General features: G+C 62.9%; 26 protein-coding genes. 9 read left to right on the forward strand and 17 right to left on the reverse strand.

Annotation, left to right across the window (positions count from 1 at the left end):
* The 5 genes from pheS to thrS all read right to left on the reverse strand — a co-directional run bounded on the left by pheS (position 1) and on the right by thrS (position 4,240).
* A complete protein-coding gene (gene pheS / locus HU752_RS21110; RefSeq protein ID WP_186675739.1) occupies positions 1 to 1,017 on the reverse strand; it encodes a phenylalanine--tRNA ligase subunit alpha in 1,017 nt (338 codons plus the stop codon).
* A 109-nt stretch (positions 1,018 to 1,126) separates the two neighbouring features.
* Complete coding sequence (gene rplT, locus HU752_RS21115; RefSeq protein WP_010443727.1) at positions 1,127 to 1,483, reverse strand: 50S ribosomal protein L20; 357 nt, start codon at positions 1,481 to 1,483, stop codon at positions 1,127 to 1,129.
* Positions 1,484 to 1,511: 28 nt separating this feature from the next.
* Positions 1,512 to 1,706, reverse strand: coding sequence for a 50S ribosomal protein L35 (gene rpmI / locus HU752_RS21120; protein WP_002553160.1), 195 nt, complete (start codon positions 1,704 to 1,706; stop codon positions 1,512 to 1,514).
* A gap of 60 nt (positions 1,707 to 1,766) precedes the next feature.
* On the reverse strand, positions 1,767 to 2,318 hold the full coding sequence (infC, locus tag HU752_RS21125; RefSeq protein WP_186676118.1) for a translation initiation factor IF-3: 552 nt from the start codon (positions 2,316 to 2,318) through the stop codon (positions 1,767 to 1,769).
* Positions 2,318 to 4,240: a threonine--tRNA ligase gene (gene thrS / locus HU752_RS21130; RefSeq protein ID WP_186675737.1), complete on the reverse strand. Its 1,923-nt coding sequence runs from the start codon at positions 4,238 to 4,240 to the stop codon at positions 2,318 to 2,320. The genes infC and thrS overlap by 1 nt, the downstream gene beginning before the upstream one ends.
* 384 nt (positions 4,241 to 4,624) lie before the next feature.
* Here thrS and HU752_RS21135 point away from each other — a divergent pair, with 384 nt between their 5' ends.
* Together HU752_RS21135 and HU752_RS21140 are read left to right on the forward strand one after the other, a co-directional pair.
* Positions 4,625 to 4,933 carry a hypothetical protein gene (locus HU752_RS21135; protein WP_186675735.1) on the forward strand — a complete coding sequence of 103 codons (309 nt, stop codon included), beginning with the start codon at positions 4,625 to 4,627 and terminating at the stop codon, positions 4,931 to 4,933.
* A 283-nt stretch (positions 4,934 to 5,216) separates the two neighbouring features.
* Entirely contained in the window at positions 5,217 to 5,429 is a 213-nt protein-coding gene (locus HU752_RS21140) for a cold-shock protein (RefSeq protein WP_017904083.1), read from the forward strand.
* A gap of 87 nt (positions 5,430 to 5,516) precedes the next feature.
* Here HU752_RS21140 and HU752_RS21145 read toward each other — a convergent pair whose 3' ends face one another.
* From HU752_RS21145 to HU752_RS21190, 10 genes are all read right to left on the reverse strand, one after another.
* The gene (locus HU752_RS21145) at positions 5,517 to 5,840 is read right to left on the reverse strand and encodes an I78 family peptidase inhibitor (protein ID WP_186675731.1); all 324 of its coding nucleotides are present in this window, start codon (positions 5,838 to 5,840) and stop codon (positions 5,517 to 5,519) included.
* Between the two features lie 171 nt (positions 5,841 to 6,011).
* Positions 6,012 to 6,317, reverse strand: a complete 306-nt coding sequence (locus tag HU752_RS21150; RefSeq protein WP_186675729.1) for a hypothetical protein — start codon at positions 6,315 to 6,317, stop codon at positions 6,012 to 6,014.
* Between the two features lie 94 nt (positions 6,318 to 6,411).
* The gene (locus HU752_RS21155; RefSeq protein WP_186675727.1) at positions 6,412 to 7,440 is read right to left on the reverse strand and encodes a nucleoside hydrolase; all 1,029 of its coding nucleotides are present in this window, start codon (positions 7,438 to 7,440) and stop codon (positions 6,412 to 6,414) included.
* 28 nt (positions 7,441 to 7,468) lie between these two features.
* Positions 7,469 to 7,873 (reverse strand): D-ribose pyranase, encoded by a 405-nt coding sequence (gene rbsD / locus HU752_RS21160; protein WP_186675725.1) that lies wholly within the window; start codon positions 7,871 to 7,873, stop codon positions 7,469 to 7,471.
* A complete protein-coding gene (gene rbsK / locus HU752_RS21165) occupies positions 7,870 to 8,790 on the reverse strand; it encodes a ribokinase (RefSeq protein WP_186675713.1) in 921 nt (306 codons plus the stop codon). The genes rbsD and rbsK overlap by 4 nt, the downstream gene beginning before the upstream one ends.
* A 55-nt stretch (positions 8,791 to 8,845) precedes the next feature.
* Positions 8,846 to 9,856, reverse strand: a complete 1,011-nt coding sequence (locus HU752_RS21170) for a LacI family DNA-binding transcriptional regulator (protein ID WP_186675711.1) — start codon at positions 9,854 to 9,856, stop codon at positions 8,846 to 8,848.
* Positions 9,857 to 9,859: 3 nt separating this feature from the next.
* Positions 9,860 to 10,837, reverse strand: a complete 978-nt coding sequence (locus HU752_RS21175; protein ID WP_186675709.1) for an ABC transporter permease — start codon at positions 10,835 to 10,837, stop codon at positions 9,860 to 9,862.
* Entirely contained in the window at positions 10,834 to 12,387 is a 1,554-nt protein-coding gene (locus tag HU752_RS21180; protein WP_186675707.1) for a sugar ABC transporter ATP-binding protein, read from the reverse strand. Before HU752_RS21180 ends, HU752_RS21175 begins: the two co-directional genes overlap by 4 nt.
* A 68-nt stretch (positions 12,388 to 12,455) precedes the next feature.
* Entirely contained in the window at positions 12,456 to 13,400 is a 945-nt protein-coding gene (locus tag HU752_RS21185) for a sugar ABC transporter substrate-binding protein (RefSeq protein ID WP_186675705.1), read from the reverse strand.
* 243 nt (positions 13,401 to 13,643) lie between these two features.
* A complete protein-coding gene (locus HU752_RS21190; protein ID WP_225920047.1) occupies positions 13,644 to 14,111 on the reverse strand; it encodes a hypothetical protein in 468 nt (155 codons plus the stop codon).
* 373 nt (positions 14,112 to 14,484) lie between these two features.
* Between HU752_RS21190 and HU752_RS21195 the strand changes: the two genes are divergently transcribed.
* Together HU752_RS21195 and HU752_RS21200 are read left to right on the forward strand one after the other, a co-directional pair.
* On the forward strand, positions 14,485 to 14,685 hold the full coding sequence (locus HU752_RS21195; protein WP_186676113.1) for a DUF1654 domain-containing protein: 201 nt from the start codon (positions 14,485 to 14,487) through the stop codon (positions 14,683 to 14,685).
* 3 nt (positions 14,686 to 14,688) lie between these two features.
* A complete protein-coding gene (locus HU752_RS21200) occupies positions 14,689 to 15,378 on the forward strand; it encodes an endonuclease (protein WP_186675703.1) in 690 nt (229 codons plus the stop codon).
* Positions 15,379 to 15,532: 154 nt separating this feature from the next.
* Here HU752_RS21200 and HU752_RS21205 read toward each other — a convergent pair whose 3' ends face one another.
* On the reverse strand, positions 15,533 to 15,871 hold the full coding sequence (locus HU752_RS21205) for an SPOR domain-containing protein (protein ID WP_225920048.1): 339 nt from the start codon (positions 15,869 to 15,871) through the stop codon (positions 15,533 to 15,535).
* Between the two features lie 255 nt (positions 15,872 to 16,126).
* Here HU752_RS21205 and csrA point away from each other — a divergent pair, with 255 nt between their 5' ends.
* Positions 16,127 to 16,321, forward strand: coding sequence for a carbon storage regulator CsrA (gene csrA, locus HU752_RS21210; protein WP_186675693.1), 195 nt, complete (start codon positions 16,127 to 16,129; stop codon positions 16,319 to 16,321).
* 70 nt (positions 16,322 to 16,391) lie between these two features.
* Here the strand turns inward: csrA and bkdR are convergent, their stop codons facing one another.
* Complete coding sequence (bkdR, locus tag HU752_RS21215; protein ID WP_010443703.1) at positions 16,392 to 16,880, reverse strand: Bkd operon transcriptional regulator BkdR; 489 nt, start codon at positions 16,878 to 16,880, stop codon at positions 16,392 to 16,394.
* Positions 16,881 to 17,075: 195 nt separating this feature from the next.
* Here bkdR and HU752_RS21220 point away from each other — a divergent pair, with 195 nt between their 5' ends.
* The 4 genes from HU752_RS21220 to lpdA are packed head-to-tail and all read left to right on the forward strand — an operon-like array spanning position 17,076 to position 22,045.
* The gene (locus HU752_RS21220) at positions 17,076 to 18,311 is read left to right on the forward strand and encodes a 3-methyl-2-oxobutanoate dehydrogenase (2-methylpropanoyl-transferring) subunit alpha (RefSeq protein WP_186675691.1); all 1,236 of its coding nucleotides are present in this window, start codon (positions 17,076 to 17,078) and stop codon (positions 18,309 to 18,311) included.
* A 3-nt stretch (positions 18,312 to 18,314) separates the two neighbouring features.
* Positions 18,315 to 19,370, forward strand: coding sequence for an alpha-ketoacid dehydrogenase subunit beta (locus tag HU752_RS21225; protein ID WP_017904065.1), 1,056 nt, complete (start codon positions 18,315 to 18,317; stop codon positions 19,368 to 19,370).
* A complete protein-coding gene (locus HU752_RS21230; protein ID WP_186675688.1) occupies positions 19,371 to 20,654 on the forward strand; it encodes a dihydrolipoamide acetyltransferase family protein in 1,284 nt (427 codons plus the stop codon).
* Positions 20,655 to 20,656: 2 nt separating this feature from the next.
* Complete coding sequence (gene lpdA / locus HU752_RS21235) at positions 20,657 to 22,045, forward strand: dihydrolipoyl dehydrogenase (RefSeq protein WP_186675685.1); 1,389 nt, start codon at positions 20,657 to 20,659, stop codon at positions 22,043 to 22,045.
* The last annotated feature ends 45 nt before the right edge of the window (positions 22,046 to 22,090 follow it).

Consider the following 22,090-nt stretch of genomic DNA (forward strand, 5'->3'; position numbering starts at 1 on the left):
CTAGCGAAATTGCGCGAGGAACCGCAAGTCGTTGTCGAAGAACAGACGCAAGTCGTTCACGCCATAACGCAGCATGGCCAGACGCTCAACGCCCATGCCGAAGGCAAAGCCCTGGAACTCTTCCGGGTCGATGCCGGACATGCGCAGCACGTTCGGGTGCACCATGCCGCAGCCCATCACTTCCAGCCAGCCGGTCTGCTTGCACACGCGGCAGCCTTTGCCGCTGCACATCACGCATTCCATGTCGACTTCAGCCGAGGGCTCGGTGAAGGGGAAGTAGGACGGACGGAAACGCACCGCCAGTTCCTTCTCGAAGAACACACGGAGGAATTCCTCGATGGTGCCCTTGAGGTCGGCGAAGTTGATGTCGCGATCGACCAGCAGGCCTTCGACCTGGTGGAACATCGGCGAGTGGGTGATATCGGAGTCGCTGCGATACACACGGCCTGGGCAGACGATGCGGATCGGCGGCTTCTGCGATTCCATGGTGCGGACCTGGACCGGCGAGGTGTGGGTGCGCAGCAGCATGTTCGCATTGAAATAGAAGGTGTCGTGCATCGACCGGGCCGGGTGGTGGCCTGGGATGTTGAGCGCCTCGAAGTTGTGGTAATCGTCTTCCACTTCGGGACCTTCGGCGATGCCGTAGCCGATGTGGGTAAAGAATTGCTCGATGCGTTCCAGAGTCCGGGTGACCGGATGCAGACCACCGGAGGTCTGACCGCGGCCAGGCAGGGTCACGTCAATGGACTCGGCGGCGAGCTTGGCGGTCAGTTCCGCCTCCTCGAACGACGCCTTGCGCGCATTGAGAACCTCGGTGACACGCTCCTTGGCGACGTTGATCAGGGCGCCGACTTGCGGACGCTCCTCTGCCGGCAGGCTCCCCAGGGTCTTCATCACCTGAGTCAGCTCGCCCTTCTTGCCAAGGTAGTGAACCCGGATTTGCTCCAGGGCATTGATGTCTTCAGCGCTTTGCACAGCCTCAAGTGCTTGAGAGACCAGTGCGTCCAGGTTTTCCATGTACAGACTCCAGATACGAAATAGGGGAAGAGCCTGAAGGCTCTTCCCCTATTTACTGACGTTTAACACCAGGGCCCGCGAAGGCGAGCCCCGGTGATTGTCGGGGGACTTAGGCCAGAACGGCTTTAGCTTTCTCGACAATCGCAGCAAACGCCGCTTTTTCGTTCACTGCCAGATCAGCCAGAACCTTACGGTCGATTTCGATCGACGCTTTTTTCAGGCCAGCGATGAAACGGCTGTAGGACAGGCCGTTGATACGCGCACCAGCGTTGATACGAGCGATCCACAGAGCGCGGAACTGACGTTTTTTCTGACGACGGTCACGGTAGGCGTATTGGCCTGCCTTGATTACCGCTTGCTTGGCAACACGGAATACGCGCGAGCGTGCGCCGTAGTAGCCTTTAGCAAGTTTCAGAATTTTCTTGTGACGCTTACGGGCAATGACGCCACGCTTTACACGAGCCATGAGTTACTTCCTCTATTCTTGACTAAAATTAACGAAGGCGCAGCATGCGCTCGACTTTTGCCACGTCAGACGGATGCAGCAAGCTGCTACCGCGCAGTTGACGCTTACGCTTGGTCGACATTTTGGTCAGGATGTGGCTCTTGAAAGCGTGCTTGTGCTTGATGCCGTTAGCAGTTTTCAGAAACCGCTTGGCAGCACCACTTTTGGTTTTCATCTTTGGCATGTTCGGATACTCCGCATTCAGTTGATAAACATAATCAGAAGGCCTGCCGTGCCCTGTTGATTACTTCTTCTTTTTCGGGGCGATGACCATGATCAGCTGGCGTCCTTCCATCTTAGGATGCTGTTCGACCGATCCGTATTCTTGCAGGTCAGCTTCAACCCGCTTGAGCAGATCCATCCCCAGCTCCTGGTGGGCCATCTCACGGCCGCGGAATCGCAAGGATACCTTGGCCCTGTCCCCGTCACTCAGGAAACGTACCAGGTTGCGTAGTTTTACCTGGTAATCCCCTTCCTCCGTCCCTGGACGAAACTTGATTTCTTTAACCTGCACTTGCTTCTGGTTTTTCTTCGCAGCAGCAATTTGCTTCTTCTTTTCGAAGATCGACTTGCCGTAGTCCATCACCCGGCAGACGGGTGGCTGGGCGTCAGCGGAAATTTCCACCAGGTCCAGTTTGGCTTCTTCGGCAATTCGAAGCGCTTCATCAATCGAGACGATGCCAATCTGCTCGCCATCAGCGCCAATTAACCGAACCTCGCGTGCCGAGATATTCTCGTTGATCGGCGCTTTCGGTGCAGCTCGTTTATCTTGTCTCATATCACGCTTAATAATAATTACTCCGAATCTTGGCGACCACGCCGGGAAACCGCTTGCGCGAGAAGCTCCGTGAACTGGGCGACGGGCATGGAGCCCAGGTCAGCACCTTCACGGGTACGCACAGCGACAGTTTGCGTTTCGACTTCCCGATCTCCGATAACCAAAAGATAGGGAACCTTGAGCAAGGTATGCTCGCGGATTTTAAAGCCGATTTTCTCATTTCTCAAGTCGGACTTGGCACGGAATCCGCTTTCGGCCAGAGATTTTTCCACTTCGAGGGCAAAATCGGCCTGCTTGTCGGTGATATTCATGATCACCGCCTGGGTTGGCGCCAGCCAGGCCGGGAATGCACCTTCGTAGTGCTCGATCAGAATTCCGACGAAACGCTCGAAGGATCCGAGGATCGCGCGGTGCAGCATCACCGGATGCTTGCGGCTGTTGTCTTCCGACACGTACTCGGCACCGAGACGGATCGGCAGGTTGAAGTCCAGCTGCAGGGTACCGCACTGCCAGACACGGCCCAGGCAGTCCTTGAGCGAGAATTCGATCTTCGGCCCATAGAAGGCGCCCTCGCCCGGCTGCAGGTCGTACGGCAGGCCGGCGCTGTCGAGTGCGGCGGCCAGTGCGCTTTCGGCACGGTCCCACAGCTCGTCGGAACCCACGCGCTTCTCAGGGCGGGTGGACAGCTTCATCTGGATGTCCTTGAAGCCGAAGTCGGCGTAGACGTCCATGGTCAGCTTGATGAAGGCGGCGGACTCGGTCTGCATCTGGTCTTCGGTGCAGAAGATGTGCGCGTCGTCCTGGGTGAAGCCACGCACGCGCATGATGCCGTGCAGCGCACCCGATGGCTCGTTACGGTGGCAGGCACCGAACTCGGCCAGGCGCATCGGCAGCTCGCGGTAGCTCTTCAGGCCCTGGTTGAACACCTGCACGTGGCAGGGGCAGTTCATCGGCTTGATGGCGTAGTCGCGGCTTTCCGACTCGGTGGTGAACATGTTTTCGGCGTAGTTGGCCCAGTGCCCGGATTTCTCCCACAGGGAGCGATCGACCACTTGCGGGGTCTTGATCTCCAGGTAGCCGTTGTCACGCTGCACCTTGCGCATGTACTGCTCGAGCACCTGGTACAGGGTCCAGCCGTTCGGGTGCCAGAACACCATGCCCGGCGCTTCTTCCTGGGTGTGGAACAGGCCCAGGCGCTTGCCGATCTTGCGGTGGTCGCGCTTTTCCGCTTCCTCGATGCGCTGGATGTAGGCCGCCAGCTGCTTCTTGTCCGCCCAGGCAGTGCCGTAGACGCGCTGCAGCTGCTCGTTCTTCGCATCGCCGCGCCAGTAGGCGCCGGACAGCTTGGTCAGCTTGAACGACTTGAGGAAACGGGTGTTCGGCACGTGCGGACCGCGGCACATGTCGACGTATTCTTCGTGGTAGTACAGGCCCATTGCCGTTTCGTTCGGCATGTCCTCGACCAGGCGCAGCTTGTAGTCCTCACCGCGCTGGGTGAACACTTCGATGACCTCGGCGCGCGGCGTGACCTTCTTGATCACGTCGTAGTCCTTGTCGATCAGCTGGTGCATGCGCTCTTCGATCGCCGCCAGGTCGTCCGGGGTGAAAGGACGCTCGTAGGCGATGTCGTAGTAGAAACCTTCGTCGATGACCGGACCGATCACCATCTTGGCGGTCGGATACAGCTGCTTGACCGCGTGGCCAACCAGGTGGGCGCAAGAGTGACGAATGATCTCCAGCCCCTCTTCATCCTTGGGCGTGATGATTTGCAGTTTGGCATCGGCTTCGATCAGGTCGCAGGCATCGACCAGCTTGCCGTCGACCTTGCCGGCCACGGTGGCCTTGGCCAGGCCGGCGCCGATGGAAGCGGCGACTTCAGCGACGGAAACCGGGTGATCGAACGGACGTTGACTGCCGTCGGGAAGAGTAATGATGGGCATGGCGCCTCCTCTCCTAGTGGTGACCCCTACCAAAGGTCACGTGGGTTGGGATGAGCAGCCAGTACGCGATCCGTCCAGCCGTTCAGTGAAGAACGCCTGCCGCACAGTGGCAGGAGCCGCAAGGCCAACCGGAAACGAACCAGAGTGACTGGAGTTCAAGAAAGTAAGGTTGATGGCGTGGCCTCGCGCAGGGAACCCCGCTACGACGCCCAATACAGCCAAGTCGGGCATGCTAGCACAGATGAACGGTCATCGCCTCGCCGCGAACGCAAACTGCTAAAGTTCCACAGGTTTCATGTTTCACCGGTGAACTTGAGTGGCACTGACGCCCTCAAACCCCCTGCAAGCGACGTAAGTTCGCGTTCTATCCAAAGGAGTATTCCCATGCGCCTGACTCACCTCTTCGCCCTCGCCGCGCCGATCGCCCTGCTGCTGCCGCTGAGCGCACAGGCTGCCTGGCCGGCCGGCCAACGCGACGCCTACATGAAGGATTGCACCGCCGCCGCCAGCCGCAGCGTCGACCTCAAGACCGCCCAGCAGCACTGCGCCTGCAGCGCCGACCAGCTCAACGACAAATTCACCACCGCCGAACTGTCCGAACTGATGCACCCCAAAGACCCGGCCAAGGGCCCGAGCAAGGAACTGCAAACCAAGGCACTGAACGTCGTGGCGGCCTGCCGCGTCGCGAAATAATCCGCCGACTCTCCGGGTTTTGCCGGGCTTCCGAGCGCAAAAGCAGTTTTTTCACACATTTTATGTAGTTTTTACGGCTTTTTTTATCGCTGCCGTTTTTCGCTGAAAGCCTTTGAAACCGGGGCTTTCAGCCGATCAAGGCGGTAAAGAAAGCGCGACTGATTGGCAATCAGCGGCTGCGGGGGGCTCCCAAGCCGTACATTTCGACTATGATAGCCCCGTGTGCCCAGTTGGCCTGAGCAGCACAGCACTACTGAAAATATATGTTTCTTGGAGATACACCATGTCTAATCGCCAAACCGGCACCGTAAAATGGTTCAACGATGAAAAAGGCTTCGGCTTCATCACTCCTCAAGGTGGCGGTGACGACCTGTTCGTACACTTCAAAGCTATCGAAGCTGACGGTTTCAAAAGCCTGAAAGAAGGCCAAACCGTATCCTTCGTGGCTGAGAAAGGCCAAAAGGGTATGCAAGCTGCACAGGTTCGTCCGGAGTAAGTTTTCCGCGAACTGAAAAAAACCCCGCCTTCTTGTGGCGGGGTTTTTTATGGGCGCAAGAAAAGGCCCGCGGGAAAGGCTCTGCGATCAGCCGCAGTTGACCCGCTCGATCTTGCCGGTACGGTCGGCATTGAGGTTCAGGCGATCGGAACGGTATTCCAGGGTGATCATGTCATCCGGGCCCACCACGCGCGCGGCCTGTGCACCGCTGCGGCTACGGGCCTGCTCCAGCAACTCGACCGAGGCCTGCTTGCCGATCGCAAACTCGGCGCCTTTGGCCTCGCAGCGACCGCTGTCGTTCTGGCTGACAGGCTCGCTGCTACTGGCCGGCGCGGAACCGGTGTTCGTCGAGCAACCGGCCAGCAGCGACACGGCGAAAATCGCCCCCAAAGATGCAAGCTTCCAAGGCATGAAGCCTCCTTGTGAAAAAAATAGGTAGAGTGCGTGCGACCGCCGTTTGCACGATTGGTTGCATATCGCCAGGCGGACGAACTGATTCTGACAGCAACACCGGACAAGTCTGCCTGAGCCATCGACCTGCTGGCACAATCAATCGTGACTGAATATGAACGGTTTGTGAATTCAGTAGATGTCGATGTAGTCGAACGGCGGGTTGGGCCAGTTGTCCTTCAACGCGTTGTACACCTGCTGGACCCACACCTCATCGGCAGCCGCCACCTTGCCGACGTAGCCAGAGCCGGCCGCCCAGGTCTCCAGGCGAAACAGCAGCCCCTCGATATCCCGCCCGCCCACCACGCCGCTGGACAGGTAGGCGATGCCCGAACGCGTCACCCGCAACTGGGTGTGCACGTCATCGCTGGCCGAGGCGAGCAGCTGGCGCACGGCGTCGAGGGTGAGGTTGGCGGGGTTGTTCAGGTCGATCTGCACGGCGGTTTTCCAGATGAGGCAAAACCGCAGTGTGGCACGTTGCCGGGCCTCGTGCCCAGCCAGCCCGCAGACGAGCGCCCGCGGGCCGTACGCTTTACTTGAGGCGACCCAGGCGCTCGGTCAGCAGGTCGAAGAAGCCCTGCGCATCGCCGTTCTCGACCCAGAACACGTTCTTGTTCTGCTTCAGGCCGTCGTACCAGTCGACGATGGTCTGGCCGAAGGTCGGGCCTTCGCGGCTGTCGACCACCATGTTGACCTCGCGACCACTGAACAGCGAAGGCTTGAGCAGGTAGGCGATGACCGTGGCGTCGTGCACCGGACCACCGGGAATGCCGTAGTGCTCCATGTCGCCCTTGACGTAGTCGTTGAGGATGTCGCCGACCACCTTGCTCGCGTTGTTGTTCAACGCCGCGATCTTCTTCAGGCGCTCGTCGCTGGTGAGGATCTTGTGGGTCACGTCCAGCGGCAGGTAGGTCAGCTTCACGCCGCTCTTGAGCACCACTTCGGCTGCCTGCGGGTCGGCGAACAGGTTGAACTCGGCCACTGGAGTGATGTTGCCACCGTTGAAGTGCGCACCGCCCATGACCACCACTTCCTTGATGCCCTGGGTGATTTCCGGGTCCTGGATCAGCGCCAGGGCCAGGTTGGTCTGCGGCCCGAGCATGGCGATGGTTATGCTGTGCGGCTTGGCCGCGCGCAGCGTGTCGATCAGGTAGTTGACCGCATTGCCCTTGGCCAGCGGCGCCTTGGGTTCATGCACGGTGACCCCGGAAATGCCCTCCTTGCCGTGGATGTTCTCGGCGTAGATCGGCGTGCGCAGCAGTGGCCGTGGCGCACCGGCGTACACCGGCACTTCCTCGCGCCCTGCCCACTCGCGGGCCAGGCGGGCATTGCGCGAGGTCTTGTCCAGGCGCACGTTGCCGGCGACGGTGGTCAGCGCGCGGATGTTCAGCTCTTGCGGCGAAGCCAGGGCGAACAACAGGGCCACCACATCGTCGGCCCCCGGGTCGGTGTCGATGATCAGGTCGATCTTTTCCGCCGCCTGGGCGCCGGTAGCAGTGAACAGGGACACGATCAGCAGACTCCTGAGCCAGCGTGACAGATTCTGAGCGTAGCGTTGCATGGTGCACTCCTTGTGCGCGATGGATAAATCAGAACGTCACACCCGCGACCAGAATGACGTTGCTGTACGGCTGGCACTCGCCGGTGCGCACCACGGCCTTGGCCTGGCGGCTGAGTGCCTTGAACGCTTCGTGACTGAGCAGGCGCCGCTGCCCCAGGTCGCCCTGGATAGTCAACGCTTCCAGATGCTCCAGCGCCGGCGGACGCTTTTGCAGGATCTCCTCGGCCAGCACGTGGCTTTCCACCTGCATCTCGCTGAGCACCACGCGCAGGGTGCTGACGAAATCGGGGACGCCCTGGGTCAGGGCCAGGTCGATCAGTTCGACGCCTGGCGGTACCGGCAGGCCGGCATCGCCGATCACCAGCATCTCGCCGTGCCCCAGCGAGGCGATCAAGCGTGACAGCGCAATATTGAGCAACGGTGCTTTTTTCATGACAGTTTGAACCCCTGCACTTCGGACAATTGCGGAATGGACGGCTGCGCGCCGGCCCGGGTGACCGACAGGGCCGCTGCGACCTGGCCGAAGCGAATGGCCTCGGCCTCGGCCTGGCCGGCCGCCAACGCCGCCGCGAAGCCGCCGACGAAGGTGTCACCGGCTGCCGTGGTGTCCAGCGCCTGAACCTTGGGCGCCGGGAAATGGGTAAAGCCCTGGCCATCGGCGAACAACGAACCCTGGGCGCCGAGGGTGATGATCACCTTCCCTGCCCCGGCCGCCATCAGCTGGCTCGCAGCGGCCTCGGCCGAGGCCTGTGAGTCCACTGGCAGGCCACTGAGGGCCGAGGCCTCGCTTTCGTTGGGGATCAGGTAGTCGATCGAGGCGTACCAGTCGGCCGGCAACGGCGCACTGGCCGGCGCCGGGTTGAGAATCACGGTCTTGCCCAGTTCGCGGCCGCGCTTGAGCGCATAGCCGACGGTTTCCAGCGGCACTTCGAGCTGGCAGATGATCACGTCCGCCGCCTGCAGCACCGCATCGAAGCCCTTGACCACCTCGGTGGTCAGGCAGCCGTTGCCGCCGGCGACGATAACGATCGCGTTCTGGCTGCTGTCATCGACCACGATCAGCGCCACGCCGCTGGACACGCCGTCCACCGCGGTGACCGCCTGGCAATCGATGCCTTCGGCCAGCAGCGCATCACGCAACTGCTGCCCATAGGCGTCGTCACCGACACAGCCGACCATCGACACCTGCGCCCCCAGGCGCGCCGCCGCGACCGCCTGGTTGGCGCCCTTGCCGCCAGGCACGGTGCCGAACGACCGGCCGATCAGGGTCTCCCCTGCCCGTGGCAACCGCTCGGCCCGGGTGACCAGGTCCATGTTGAGACTGCCGATGACCACTACTTTTGCTTGCATGCCTCTGTACTCTTGAATTCAGTTCGGTCGGCGCCAGCCTCGCTGGCCCGACGTTTCAGGCTAAACCGTCCGCTACCGCTGCCGTCGACTCACGCATGACGATGCTCGGCACCACGATACGCTGGTCGAGCGCCAGTTCCGGGGTTGCGATGCGCCGCAACAGCAACTCGGCGGCGGTCTCGCCCAACTCCAGGATCGACTGCCCGACCGTGGTCAGCGCGGGATAGACGTAGCGGCTCATGCGAATGTCGTCGAAACCCACGACCGACAGCTCACCGGGCACCTTGATGCCCCGCTCCGCCGCCGCCCGCAGCGCACCGATGCCGAGCATGTCGTTGCCGGCGAAGATTGCGCTGGGCCGCTCGCCCTCCATCAGCTTCGCCGCGGCCAGGTAGCCCCCGGTGCTGGTGAAATCACTGGCCACGATCCACTTGGCCGGCACCTTGACCTTGGCCTGCTGCAGCGCCCGGCGGTAACCGGCCAGGCGCAACTGCGCGACGCTGGTGTCCTTGGGCCCGCCAATGTGCGCGATCGCCCGGTGCCCCAGTTCCAGCAGGTGCCGGGTTGCCAGGTAGGCGCCTTCCTCATGGTCGATGCGCACAAGGTCGGTCTCGACCCCGGCGATATCGCGGTCGACCATCACCAGCGGCGTACGCACCGCCGACAGGCCAGTGGCGAAGCTGTCGTCACCGCCGGTGGAGGCGACGATCAGGCCGTCGACGCGTTTCTCCAGCAGCACCCGCAGGTAATTGCGCTGCTTGTCCGGGTCGTCATCGGAGTTGCAGAGGATCACGCAGTAGTTGTTGCGCTCGCAGTAATCCTCGATGCCCCGCGCCAACTCGGCGAAATACGGGTTGAGGCTGTTGGGCACCAGCAGGCCGATGGTCGCGGTGGTCTTGGCCTTGAGCGAGCGCGCCACGGCGCTGGGCACGTAGTCGAGCTCGGCGATCGCCGCCTCGACCTTGAGCCGCACCTTTTCGCTGACCGGCCGGGTCTTGTTCACCACGTGGGACACCGTGGTGTAGGAGATACCGGCCAGGGCGGCGACGTCCTTGATCGTGGCCATGACTCAGCCTCGCCGACGGGCGCGTTGGCTGCGGTAGGTGTCGAGCACCACGGCGATGACGATCACCGCACCGGTGATGATCCGCTTGGTCGGCTCGGTCGCGCCGATCTGCGCCAGGCCCGCGGCCAACACGGAAATGATCAGCACGCCAAAGAAGGTGCTGATCACCGAACCACGCCCGCCCATCAGGCTGGTGCCACCGATCACCACGGCGGCGATCACCTGCAGCTCCAGGCCGGAACCGGCGTTCGGGTCAGCCGCCTCCAGGCGCGAGATCTGAAACAGCGCGGCGATGCCGGCGAGCAGGCCCATCAGGCTGAACACCAGGATCTTGTACGGCTTGGGATTGATCCCTGCCAGGCGCACGGCCTCCTCGTTGGTACCGATGCCGATCAGGTAGCGACCGAACACGGTGCGGGTCAGCACCAACTGCGCGGCGATGATCACCAGCAGCGCGATGATGAACGACGGCGAGATACCGAAGGCGATCGGGTTCGACAGCCAGGCGAACGCGTCACCGATGTAGGCGGTACGCGAGCCGGTCATCTGGTAGGCCAGGCCACGGGCCATTTCCAGCACGCCCAGCGACACGATGAACGACGGAATCCGCCAGGCCACAGTGATCGAACCGGTGATGGTCCCCGCCAGCGCGGCGCAGGCCATGCCCAGCAACGCCGAGGGCAGCACGCCCCAGCCCCAGCCCAGTACCGCGACACTGACGGCGGAGGCCGCCAGGGCCAGCACCGAGCCCACCGACAGGTCGATGCCGCCGATGATCAGCACGAAGGTCATGCCGACCGCCAGCACCATCAGGTCGGGAATCTGGTTGGCCAGGGTGCTGAAGGTGTCGTAGGACAGGAAGTGGCTGCTCAGGCTGGAGAACAGGATGATCATCCCCAGCAGCGCGCCGGCCAAGCCCAGGTAGGTTCCGAGGCCATAGAAGTTGCGACCGGCTTTACCGGCCGAAGGTGCAGTTTTCATTGGGTATCCCTAGGCGCCGCGTCGTTGAGCAGCGCATCACGTTTCTGGTAGCCGGCAAATGCGGCGGCAAGCAAGTCATCCTGGGTCCAGCTGTCACGCTCGAAGGTCTCGATCAGCCGCCCGGCCGAAAGCACGCCGATGCGGTCGCAGATCAGCATCAGCTCGCGCAGGTCGCTGGAGACCACCACCAGCGCCTTGCCCTGGCGGGTCAGTTCGCCGAGCAGCGCGTAGATATCGAATTTGGCACCGACGTCGATCCCGCGCGTCGGTTCGTCGAACAGCAGCACCGAGCAGTCGCGCTCCAGCCAGCGGCCAATCACCACCTTCTGCTGGTTGCCGCCGGACAACTCGGAAACCAGCTGGTCCGGGCTGGAACTGCGGATGCGCATGGCTTCGATCTGCCGCCGTGCCAGCGCGGTTTCGTCGCGACCGTTGACCACCCCGCCACTGGAAATCGCCGGCAGGTTGCCCAGGGCGATGTTGGCGCTGATCGACTGGGTGAGCAGCAGGCCTTCGCCCTTGCGGTCCTCGGTGATCAGGGCGATGCCATGGCGCACGGCGTCGACCGGTGAACGTATGTCGACGACCGTGGCCGGGTGCCCTAGGGCCACGGTGCCGCTGTCGGCGACATCGGCGCCGTAGATCAGCCGCAGCAGCTCGGTACGCCCGGCGCCGATCAGGCCGGAGATGCCGTAGATTTCGCCGGCGCGCACTTCGAAGGAGACATCGAAGACCTTGTCCGCCCGGCTCAGGCCCTTGACCGTCAGGGCCGGCCCGCCGATCTTGCGCTCGCCCAGGTCGATGTGTTCGCCCAGCTCGCGGCCAACCATCAGGTTGACCAGCTGTTCGCTGTTGTAGTTGGCCATCGGCTCGACGCAGACCAGGTTGCCGTCGCGCAGGACCGCAATGCGCTGCGCCACCCGCGCCAGTTCCTCGAGCCGGTGAGAGATGTAGATGATCGCCACGCCACGTGCCTGCAGGCGGGTGATCTGCTCGAAGAGCATTTCGACTTCGCGGGCGGTGAGCATCGCGGTCGGCTCGTCGAGAATCAGCACATGGCAATCGCCGATCAGGTTGCGGGCGATTTCCACCATCTGCTGGTGACCGATGCCCAGTTCGCCGACCAACGTGTCGGGATCGATCGCGTCCAGGCCGACCTGGGCCATGGCCTCGATGGCGGCCTGGCGCAGTTGCTTGCGACTGATCCAGCCGCCGTGGCTGGGCAGGTTGTCGAGAAACAGGTTTTCCGCCACCGACAGGGTCGGCAACAGATTGAGTTCCTGCATGACCATGCGCACGCCCAGCTCTTCAGCCTGGGTGCGACTGCCGGGGGCATAAGGCCGGCCGTTGAAGTGCATCTGGCCGGTGGTCGGGGTGACCAGCCCGCCGATGATCTTCGACAGCGTACTTTTGCCCGCGCCGTTCTCACCGGTCAGCGCCAACACTTCGCCCCGCATCAGCGTCAGGTCGATGTTGCTCAGGACAGGTTGCGCATAGGTCTTGCCGATACCGCTGACCGACAGGACAGCGTTCGGTGCGGAAGATGACATAGGAAAGTCTCCGGGCGCCCGCTCAGGACGAGCGGGCGCGGTTGCAGCCAGGGTTGCTTCTTGGGGGGTTATTTCTTGAGGACCAGTTCGACCGGCGTCTCGATCACGCCGTCGACGGCATCGACCTTCTCGCCCTTGACCAGCTTGAGGGCATTCTGGATACCGAACACGGCCTGCTGGGCCGCGGCCTGGTCGGCGGTCGCCAGTACGCGGCCGTCCTGCAGCATCGGCTTGATCGCCTCGATGTTGTCGTAGCCGACCACCTGAACCTTGCCCGCCTTGCCGGCGGCACGTACCGCGGAGACGGCGCCCAGGGCCATGTTGTCGTTACCGGCCAGCAGGGCCTTGAGGTCCGGGTATTCGCTCAGCATGGCGGAAGCGACCTTGTTGCCCTGGTCGATTTCCCAGTTGCCGGACTGGGTGGAGACGATCTTCATGCCGGCGGCATCCATCGCGTCCTTGAAGCCGGCAGTGCGCTGCTGGGCGTTGGTGGTGGTCGGTACGCCCTCGATGATGCCAACCTTGTCGCCGGAGGCCAGGGTCTTGGCCAGGTAGTCGCCGACCAGGCGCGCACCCTTGCGGTTGTCCGGGCCGACGAAGGGAATGTCGAGGTTCTTGCTCTTGAGCACCTGCGGGTCGAGGCGGTTGTCGATGTTGACCACCTTGATGCCGGCGTCGGAGGCTTTCTTGAGGACTGTCACCAGGGCCTTGGAGTCGGCCGGGGCGATCACCAGGGCATCGACCTTGGACAGGATCATCTGGTTGACGATATCGATCTGGGCAGCGGTGTCGGTTTCGTTCTTGATCCCGTTGGTGATCATGTCGAAATCGGCGGAATGGGCTTTCTGGTAATCCTTGGCGCCATCCTGCATGGTGACGAAGAATTCGTTGGCGAGGGATTTCATGACCAGCCCGACCTTGGGCTTGGCCGCGTCAGCGAAGGCCGACGACAGCGGCAGGGTGGCGGCGAGTACGGCGACAGCGAGCAGACGACCAGCGAATGGCAACTTCATGGGTTCACTCCGGATCTTATGATTATTGTGAGCAACGTCAGCCGCGCGACGGGACGTGTCCACCACGGTGGAAATCCCGGAAAACAGACCGCGCAAACGTTTGCGTGAAACGAACTATGCGAACCCCACCGACATTTGTCAACGGGATCCGCTGCGTTTGTTTCAGAGAATAGCCAGGAAACGACCACCGGGCGCGAGGCCCGGTGCTGGAAGAACGTTGCGAGAAAACGCGACGAAGAGGGGTTACGCGGTAGTGCTGACCAGCGAACCGGAACTGCCGGACTTGGCTTCCTTGGTCAGCGCCGCCAGCAGGGCCGCCGCGGTGGTCATCAGGGCCCCATTGACGGTACTGATCTGCCCCTGGATGCCCATCAATACGGTGGTGCGGGCATCATCCGAAGGGTAGGAAGCCTTCTGCGCGGCCTCCAACTGCTGCTGGAGTTCTTGCAGTTGCTGCTGCAACTCCTTCATGCGCTTCTGCAGCGCCTTGACCGCCGCATTGTGGCTATTGCCCGAACTCTCTTCGGCACCACCGGTGGCTTCTGCACCGCCGCCACCAGCGCGGACCTTGCCATCCTTGTTATCGGCCTCGCTGGTGTCCTTCACCGCCTTGTCGATTTCGTCCGTCATGGCGATGGTTTTGGACTCCGTCGAACCGGCGGCGTGGCCGTTGATCATCAGGCCGCCGGGAGAAGGAAAACCTACTGACATGGTAAGAACCTCGGGAAAATTTCTGTACCGGGCTATCGGCGGCCACGTGGCGAACTTTAGCCGCGTTGTACGACAGTGCATTCAGTGCCGATACAAACGCCCTGCCATTCATATTCGACCCTTCCCACCCGATACGGCGAACAATCCCCAACGCCAAGCGCCCCTGTGCCGACATTCAGCCCACGGCAAATCCTTATAATTTTTCCTACAGCTGACGCCAAATCCTAAAAAGCGCTGTCAGAAACGCTCCAAACCACTCTGACAGTTGCGAAACTGCCTACAGTTAAATACTGTATGCACGTACAGCTTAATTAAGGATTGTTTCGTGGCAAACCCAACTTCAGCCTCCGCCGCCCTCAGCTCCTACGAGCGCATGGGCCTGCGCGTACAGAAAATCATCAACTCCCAATCCGCCCAGCAGGCCAAGGCCGCGCTGATCTTCCGCATGCCGGACGATCCTGTCGAGGAGTGGGAACAACTGCTCGAGGAAATCGACGAGAACGACAACGTCACCCTCGCCTACCGCGATGACGGCGGCGTGCAGATTTTCTGGACCGTGCCCAAGGAAGACTGAGCCATGCGTTTGCCCGTCGTCGCCCTGCTCGGCCTGTGCTGGGTGCTGCCGGCCCACGCCGAAGCGCCCCGCACCTTCAGTGAGGCCAAGAAAGTCGCCTGGAAGCTCTACGAGCGCCAGTCCACGGAGTTCTATTGCGGCTGCAAGTACACCGGCAACCGGGTCGACCTCAAGGCGTGCGGCTACGTACCGCGCAAGAATGCCAACCGCGCGGCGCGCATCGAGTGGGAACACATCGTGCCGGCCTGGCAGATCGGCCACCAGCGCCAGTGCTGGCAACAGGGCGGACGCAAGAACTGCACCCGCAACGACCCGACCTACCAGCGCGCCGAAGCCGACCTGCACAACCTGGTGCCGAGCATCGGCGAGGTGAACGGCGACCGCAGCAATTTCAGTTTCGGCTGGTTGCCGGAGCAGAAGGGTCAGTACGGTTCCTGCCTGACCCAGGTCGACTTCAAGGCCAAGAAGGTCATGCCACGCCCCTCGATCCGCGGCATGATCGCCCGCACCTATTTCTACATGAGCAAGCAGTACGGGCTGCGCCTGTCGAAACAGGATCGCCAGTTGTACGAAGCCTGGGACAAGACCTACCCGGTGCAGGCCTGGGAACGCCAGCGCAACCAGCACGTGGCGTGCGTCATGGGGCGCGGCAACGAGTTCGTCGGCGCGGTGGACCTCAAGGCCTGCGGCTAAAAAACCTGCTGGACCTGTAGCCTCATGTGAGAGCAACACTCACCTGTGGGAGCCGGATTCATCCGCGAAGAGGCCCTTGAGGCCGCTAAAAGCTTCGCGGATGAATCCGGCTCCCACAGTGCCGAGCTTCAGTACAGAGACTCAGACCTGAGCCTCAAGGCTGCGCCTTGTGCTCCACCACTTCCGATTGCATGTTCTGCTTGTCGGCCAACTGGGCCTTTTTCTGCTCGGCAATTTCCTTGGTCGCGAACGGACCGGCGATGACCTGGCCATCGTCGAGGATCTTGAACGGGAAGCCATGCTCGATCAGCCATGCGGTCCAGTCGGTCAGCGCCTTGGACTTGTCGTCCTTGATCAGCAGGTCCCAGCCGCCCACCGGCGCGGCCGCGGCCACCGGTGCCACGGCCGCCTTGGCCGGCTCGACCTTGTTGCCCGAGCCATCGCCGCAACCGGCCAGCACCACGAATGCCATCATCACTGCTATTCTGCGCACAGAGCGTCTCCCGTAATCGTCAGTTAATGTGATTTTATCACCTTACGGCCTGTCTCAACCGAAACAGATCTGCCTTGCAGTGTCTTATCAGGCTGAATTTCCGACGATTTTCCGGTGTTGGGGAATTAAATAGAATGCAATGACGTCTGTAATGAACCACCCGCTCGGATCAACTTGGCGGTATTCTGTATGTAAGACCTAAGCCAGGACTGCCTGAGAAAGGCACCTCAGTAGTAACACTCAAGGAGTAAAGACATGCTGATACTCACCCGCAAAGTCGGTGAAAGCATCAACATCGGTGACGACATCACGATCACCATTCTGGGCGTCAGCGGCCAGCAAGTGCGCGTCGGCATCAACGCCCCAAAGGACGTTGCCGTGCATCGTGAAGAGATTTACCAACGGATCCAGGCCGGCCTGTCTGCCGGAGAAAAGAAAGACCACCTGTAAGACGCGAACTCGTCAGCCCTGACATCCGGGGTCGCGGCTGACGAAAGTCCCCCCTCTTCCTCGCTTTTCCCTACATCGCCAGCGTCAGGCCGCCAGCCGGCAACGGCAGCGCCGTCTTGTAGCGCACCTGCTTGAGCGCAAAGCTGGAGCGGATGTTCGCCACGCCCGGCACCTTGGTCAGAAAGTCCATCATGAAGCGCTCCAGCGCCTGGATGGTCGGCACCAGCACGCGAATCAGATAGTCCGGATCCCCCGCCATCAGGTAGCACTCCATCACCTCCGGCCGGTCGGCGATCGCCGCCTCGAAGTGCTGCAGCGCCTCTTCCACCTGTTTTTCCAGGCTGACGTGGATGAACACGTTGACGTGCAGGCCGAGCAGGTCGGCATCGAGCAGGGTCACCTGCTCGCGGATCAGTCCCAGCTCCTCCATTGCCCGCACCCGGTTGAAACAGGGGGTCGGCGACAGGTTGACCGAACGGGCCAGGTCCGCATTGGTGATGCGGGCGTTCTCCTGAAGGCTGTTGAGAATGCCGATGTCGGTGCGATCCAGTTTGCGCATGAGAGAAAATCACCTGTTTTTTATGCTTATGCAGATTTTTTATCTGCAAATAATCTCAGACGCAACTCAACAGAGAGAAATATTCTCCTACGACCGGCCTATGATTGTTGTAGGACAAAATTTCCCTTACCCAGGGAATGCTTGCCAGCTCGCGCGCCCACTACAAGAAATTCACAAGATAGAGCGTAGAAAGCCATGACCACAGCGTACCCACCGCTGCGCCTGCACGTACCCGAACCCTCGGGCCGGCCAGGCTGCAAGACCGATTTCAGTTACCTGCGCCTGACCGATGCCGGCCAGGTCCGCAAGCCCCCCATCGATATCGAACCGGCCGAAACCGCCGACCTGGCCCGCAGCCTGATCCGCGTGCTCGACGACCAGGGCCAGGCCCTTGGCCCATGGGCCGAGGACGTGCCGCTGGAGATCCTGCGCAAGGGCATGCGCGCCATGCTCAAGACACGCATCTTCGACAGTCGCATGGTGGTCGCCCAGCGCCAGAAGAAGATGTCGTTCTACATGCAGAGTCTCGGCGAGGAAGCCATCGGCAGCGCCCAGGCCCTGGCGCTGAACATCGATGACATGTGCTTTCCGACCTATCGCCAGCAGAGCATCCTGATGGCCCGCGAAGTGCCGCTGGTGGACATGATCTGCCAGCTGCTGTCCAACGAGCGCGATCCGCTCAAGGGCCGCCAGCTGCCGATCATGTACTCGGTGCGCGACCATGGTTTCTTCACCATCTCCGGCAACCTCGCCACCCAGTTCGTGCAATCGGTCGGCTGGGGCATGGCCTCGGCGATCAAGGGCGATACCAAGATCGCCTCGGGCTGGATCGGCGACGGCGCCACCGCCGAGTCGGACTTCCACACCGCCCTGACCTTCGCCCATGTCTACCGCGCCCCGGTGATTCTCAACGTGGTCAACAACCAGTGGGCGATCTCCACCTTCCAGGCCATCGCCGGCGGTGAAGCCACCACCTTCGCCGGCCGCGGCGTTGGCTGCGGCATCGCCTCGCTGCGGGTCGACGGAAACGACTTCATCGCCGTCTACGCCGCCTCGCGCTGGGCCGCCGAACGCGCCCGACGCAACCTCGGCCCGACCCTGATCGAGTGGGTCACCTACCGCGCCGGCCCACACTCCACCTCCGACGATCCATCCAAGTACCGTCCCGCCGACGACTGGAGCCACTTCCCCCTGGGTGACCCGATCGCCCGCCTCAAGCAGCACCTGATCGCCATCGGCCAGTGGTCCGAAGAGGAACACGCCGCCGTCAGTGCCGAGCTTGAAGCCGAGGTCATCGCCGCGCAGAAGGAAGCCGAACAGTACGGCACCCTGGCCGGTGGGCAGATGCCCAGCGCCGCGACCATCTTCGAGGACGTCTACAAGGAAATGCCCGACCACCTGCGTCGGCAGCGCCAGGAACTGGGGTTATAAGCCATGAACGATCACAGCAAACTGCAAACGGAGAACGCCGTGGCCACCAGCACCATGACCATGATCCAGGCCCTGCGCTCGGCCATGGATGTGATGCTCGAGCGCGACAGCAACGTGGTGGTGTTCGGCCAGGACGTCGGTTACTTCGGCGGCGTGTTCCGCTGCACCGAGGGCCTGCAGGCCAAGTACGGCACCTCGCGGGTGTTCGACGCACCGATCTCGGAAAGCGGCATCGTCGGCGTGGCGGTGGGCATGGGCGCCTACGGCCTGCGCCCGGTGGCGGAAATCCAGTTCGCCGACTACTTCTACCCGGCCTCCGACCAGATCGTCTCGGAAGCGGCGCGCCTGCGCTATCGCTCGGCCGGTGAATTCGTCGCGCCGATGACCCTGCGCATGCCTTGCGGCGGCGGCATCTACGGCGGCCAGACCCACAGCCAGAGCCCGGAAGCGATGTTCACCCAGGTCTGCGGCCTGCGCACCGTGATGCCATCGAACCCCTACGACGCCAAGGGCCTGCTGATCGCCGCCATCGAGAACGATGACCCGGTGATCTTCCTCGAGCCCAAGCGCCTGTACAACGGCCCGTTCGACGGCCACCACGAAAAGCCTGTCACCCCCTGGTCGAAACACCCGGCCAGCGCCGTACCGGATGGCTACTACACCGTGCCGCTGGACAGCGCGGCAATCACCCGCCCCGGTAGCGAAGTGACCATTCTCACCTACGGCACCACCGTCTACGTGGCCCAGGCCGCCGCCGAGGAAACCGGCGTCGACGCCGAAGTCATCGACCTGCGCAGCCTGTGGCCGCTGGACCTGGACACCATCGTCAACTCCGTGAAGAAAACCCGTCGCTGCGTGGTCGTGCACGAAGCCACCCGCACCTGCGGTTTCGGCGCCGAGCTGATCGCGCTGGTGCAGGAGCACTGCTTCCACTACCTGGAGGCGCCCATCGAGCGCGTCACCGGGTGGGACACGCCCTACCCGCATGCGCAGGAGTGGGCGTACTTCCCGGGCCCGGTTCGGGTCGGGGCGGCATTGAAACGGGTCATGGAGGTCTGAATGGGTACTCACGTCATCAAGATGCCGGACATCGGCGAAGGCATCGCAGAAGTCGAACTGTCCCAGTGGCACGTGCAGGTCGGCGACCTGGTGGTCGAGGACCAGGTGCTGGCCGATGTCATGACCGACAAGGCCATGGTCGACATTCCCTCGCCGGTACACGGCAAGGTGATCGCACTCGGCGGCCAGCCGGGTGAAGTCATGGCGGTGGGCAGTATCCTGATCAGCATCGAGGTCGAGGGCGCCGGCAACGTGCGCGAAGGCAGCGAAGCCCCCGCCCCCAAGGCGGCGCCTGCACCGGTGCCGCAGAAGCCGGTCGAGGTCGAAGCCGTCGAGCCTGTCGCCAAGCCGGCAGTAGCGGCAGTCGCCCCTGCGCCCGCCCGTACAGCTCCGGTGGCCCGCCAGCCCGACGAACGCCCATTGGCTTCGCCGGCGGTACGCAAGCGCGCCTGGGATGCCGGCATCGAGCTGCGCTTCGTCCACGGCAGCGGCCCGGCCGGGCGCATCCTGCACGAAGACCTCGACGCCTACCTGGCCCAGGCCGAGCAGCCGGCCCAGAGCAGCGGCAGCCGCTACGCCCGGCGTACCGACGAGGAGCAGATCCCGGTGATCGGCCTGCGCCGCAAGATCGCCCAGCGCATGCAGGACGCCAAGCGCCGTGCCGCGCACTTCAGCTACGTCGAAGAGGTCGATGTCACCGCGCTCGAAGAGCTGCGCGTGCACCTGAACCACAAGCACGGCGACAGCCGTGGCAAGCTGACCCTGCTGCCGTTCCTGGTGCGGGCGATGGTCGTGGCCCTGCGCGAGTTCCCGCAGATGAACGTGCGCTATGACGACGAAGCCCAGGTCATCACCCGCCACGGCGCGGTGCACGTCGGCGTCGCCGCCCAGACCGACGGCGGCCTGATGGTGCCGGTGGTGCGCCATGCCGAGACCCTGGACCTGTGGAGCACGGCCGACGAGATCAACCGGCTGGCCAAGGCCGCCCGCAGCGGCAAGGCGACCCGCGAGGAAATGTCCGGCTCGACCATCACCCTGACCAGCCTCGGTGCCCTGGGCGGCATCGTCAGCACGCCGGTGCTGAACCTGCCGGAAGTGGCGATCGTCGGCGTCAACCGCATCGTCGAGCGGCCCGTGGTGATCAAGGGCCAGATCGTCGTGCGCAAGATGATGAACCTGTCCAGCTCGTTCGATCACCGCGTGGTCGACGGCATGGACGCGGCGCAATTCATCCAGGCCATTCGCGGCCTGCTCGAACAACCCGCCTGCCTGTTTGTGGAGTGAGCATGCAACAGACTCAAAGCACCACCCTGCTGATCATCGGCGGCGGCCCCGGCGGCTATGTCGCGGCCATTCGCGCCGGGCAACTGGGCATCCCGACCGTCCTGGTGGAAGGCCAGGAACTGGGTGGCACCTGCCTGAACGTCGGCTGCATTCCGTCCAAGGCGCTGATCCACGTCGCCGAGCAGTTCCATGCCACCCAGGCCTACAGCGGCGGCCGCTCGCCGCTGGGCATCCAGGTGGCGCAGGCAACCCTGGACATCGCCAAGAGCGTGGAATGGAAGGACGGCATCGTCGACCGCCTGACCACCGGCGTCGCCGGCCTGCTGAAGAAGAACGGCGTCGAAGTCCTGCGCGGCTGGGCCAAGATCATCGACGGCAAGAACGTCGACGTCGATGGTGTCCGCGTGCAGTGCGAACACCTGCTGCTGGCCAACGGCTCGCAGACCGTGGAATTGCCGATGCTGCCGTTCGGCGGCCCGATCATCTCCTCCACCGAAGCGCTGGCGCCGACCTCGATTCCCAAGCGCCTGGTGGTGGTCGGGGCCGGCTACATCGGCCTGGAACTGGGCATCGCCTACCGCAAGCTCGGCGCCGAGGTGACGGTGGTCGAGGCCCGTGACCGCATCCTGCCGACCTACGACCGCGAGCTGACCCAGCCGGTGGCCGAGTCGGTCAAGGCACTGGGCATCAACGTGCTGCTGGGGCACAGCGTCGAAGGTTTCGACGCGGCGAGCAACAGCCTCAAGGTGCGCGATCCGCAGGGTCAAAGCCTGTCGCTGGCCACCGAGCAGGTGCTGGTGGCGGTGGGTCGCAAGCCACGCACCCAGGGCTGGAACCTGGAGACCCTGGCGCTGGCCATGAACGGGGCGGCGATCCGCGTCGACAGCCATTGCCAGACCAGCATGCGCAACGTCTGGGCGATCGGCGACCTGACCGGCGAGCCGATGCTGGCCCACCGTGCCATGGCCCAGGGCGAGATGGTCGCCGAGCTGATCGCCGGCAAGCACCGTGAGTTCAACCCGACCGCCATTGCCGCGGTGTGCTTTACCGATCCGGAGCTGGTGGTGGTCGGCAAGACGCCGGACGAAGCCAAGACCGCCGGACTGGACTGCCTGGTGGCGAGCTTCCCGTTCGCCGCCAACGGGCGGGCCATGACCCTGGAGTCCAGGAGCGGCTTCGTGCGGGTGGTGGCGCGGCGCGACAATCACCTGATCGTCGGTTGGCAGGCAGTGGGAGTGGGCGTTTCGGAACTGGCGGCGGCCTTCGGGCAGTCGCTGGAGATGGGCGCCCGGCTGGAAGACATTGCCGGCACCATCCATGCCCACCCGACCCTGGGTGAAGCGGTGCAGGAAGCGGCGCTCAAGGCGCTGGGGCATGCGCTGCATATCTGACAGATACAGGTAGGACTCAAGGGCACTTTCGCGGATAAATCCTGC

It is taken from the genome of Pseudomonas vanderleydeniana, assembly GCF_014268755.2.
GTDB classification, from domain to species: Bacteria; Pseudomonadota; Gammaproteobacteria; order Pseudomonadales; family Pseudomonadaceae; genus Aquipseudomonas; species Aquipseudomonas vanderleydeniana.

Coding starts and splice junctions, on each gene's coding strand:
- pheS (WP_186675739.1), bottom strand. CDS start 1,017: ATGGAAAACCTGGACGCACTGGTCTCTCAAGCACTTGAGGCTGTGCAA.
- rplT (WP_010443727.1), bottom strand. CDS start 1,483: ATGGCTCGTGTAAAGCGTGGCGTCATTGCCCGTAAGCGTCACAAGAAA.
- rpmI (WP_002553160.1), bottom strand. CDS start 1,706: ATGCCAAAGATGAAAACCAAAAGTGGTGCTGCCAAGCGGTTTCTGAAA.
- thrS (WP_186675737.1), bottom strand. CDS start 4,240: ATGCCCATCATTACTCTTCCCGACGGCAGTCAACGTCCGTTCGATCAC.
- HU752_RS21135 (WP_186675735.1), top strand. CDS start 4,625: ATGCGCCTGACTCACCTCTTCGCCCTCGCCGCGCCGATCGCCCTGCTG.
- HU752_RS21140 (WP_017904083.1), top strand. CDS start 5,217: ATGTCTAATCGCCAAACCGGCACCGTAAAATGGTTCAACGATGAAAAA.
- HU752_RS21145 (WP_186675731.1), bottom strand. CDS start 5,840: ATGCCTTGGAAGCTTGCATCTTTGGGGGCGATTTTCGCCGTGTCGCTG.
- HU752_RS21155 (WP_186675727.1), bottom strand. CDS start 7,440: ATGCAACGCTACGCTCAGAATCTGTCACGCTGGCTCAGGAGTCTGCTG.
- rbsD (WP_186675725.1), bottom strand. CDS start 7,873: ATGAAAAAAGCACCGTTGCTCAATATTGCGCTGTCACGCTTGATCGCC.
- rbsK (WP_186675713.1), bottom strand. CDS start 8,790: ATGCAAGCAAAAGTAGTGGTCATCGGCAGTCTCAACATGGACCTGGTC.
- HU752_RS21170 (WP_186675711.1), bottom strand. CDS start 9,856: ATGGCCACGATCAAGGACGTCGCCGCCCTGGCCGGTATCTCCTACACC.
- HU752_RS21175 (WP_186675709.1), bottom strand. CDS start 10,837: ATGAAAACTGCACCTTCGGCCGGTAAAGCCGGTCGCAACTTCTATGGC.
- HU752_RS21180 (WP_186675707.1), bottom strand. CDS start 12,387: ATGTCATCTTCCGCACCGAACGCTGTCCTGTCGGTCAGCGGTATCGGC.
- HU752_RS21185 (WP_186675705.1), bottom strand. CDS start 13,400: ATGAAGTTGCCATTCGCTGGTCGTCTGCTCGCTGTCGCCGTACTCGCC.
- HU752_RS21190 (WP_225920047.1), bottom strand. CDS start 14,111: ATGTCAGTAGGTTTTCCTTCTCCCGGCGGCCTGATGATCAACGGCCAC.
- HU752_RS21195 (WP_186676113.1), top strand. CDS start 14,485: ATGGGCCTGCGCGTACAGAAAATCATCAACTCCCAATCCGCCCAGCAG.
- HU752_RS21200 (WP_186675703.1), top strand. CDS start 14,689: ATGCGTTTGCCCGTCGTCGCCCTGCTCGGCCTGTGCTGGGTGCTGCCG.
- csrA (WP_186675693.1), top strand. CDS start 16,127: ATGCTGATACTCACCCGCAAAGTCGGTGAAAGCATCAACATCGGTGAC.
- bkdR (WP_010443703.1), bottom strand. CDS start 16,880: ATGCGCAAACTGGATCGCACCGACATCGGCATTCTCAACAGCCTTCAG.
- HU752_RS21220 (WP_186675691.1), top strand. CDS start 17,076: ATGACCACAGCGTACCCACCGCTGCGCCTGCACGTACCCGAACCCTCG.
- HU752_RS21225 (WP_017904065.1), top strand. CDS start 18,315: ATGAACGATCACAGCAAACTGCAAACGGAGAACGCCGTGGCCACCAGC.
- HU752_RS21230 (WP_186675688.1), top strand. CDS start 19,371: ATGGGTACTCACGTCATCAAGATGCCGGACATCGGCGAAGGCATCGCA.
- lpdA (WP_186675685.1), top strand. CDS start 20,657: ATGCAACAGACTCAAAGCACCACCCTGCTGATCATCGGCGGCGGCCCC.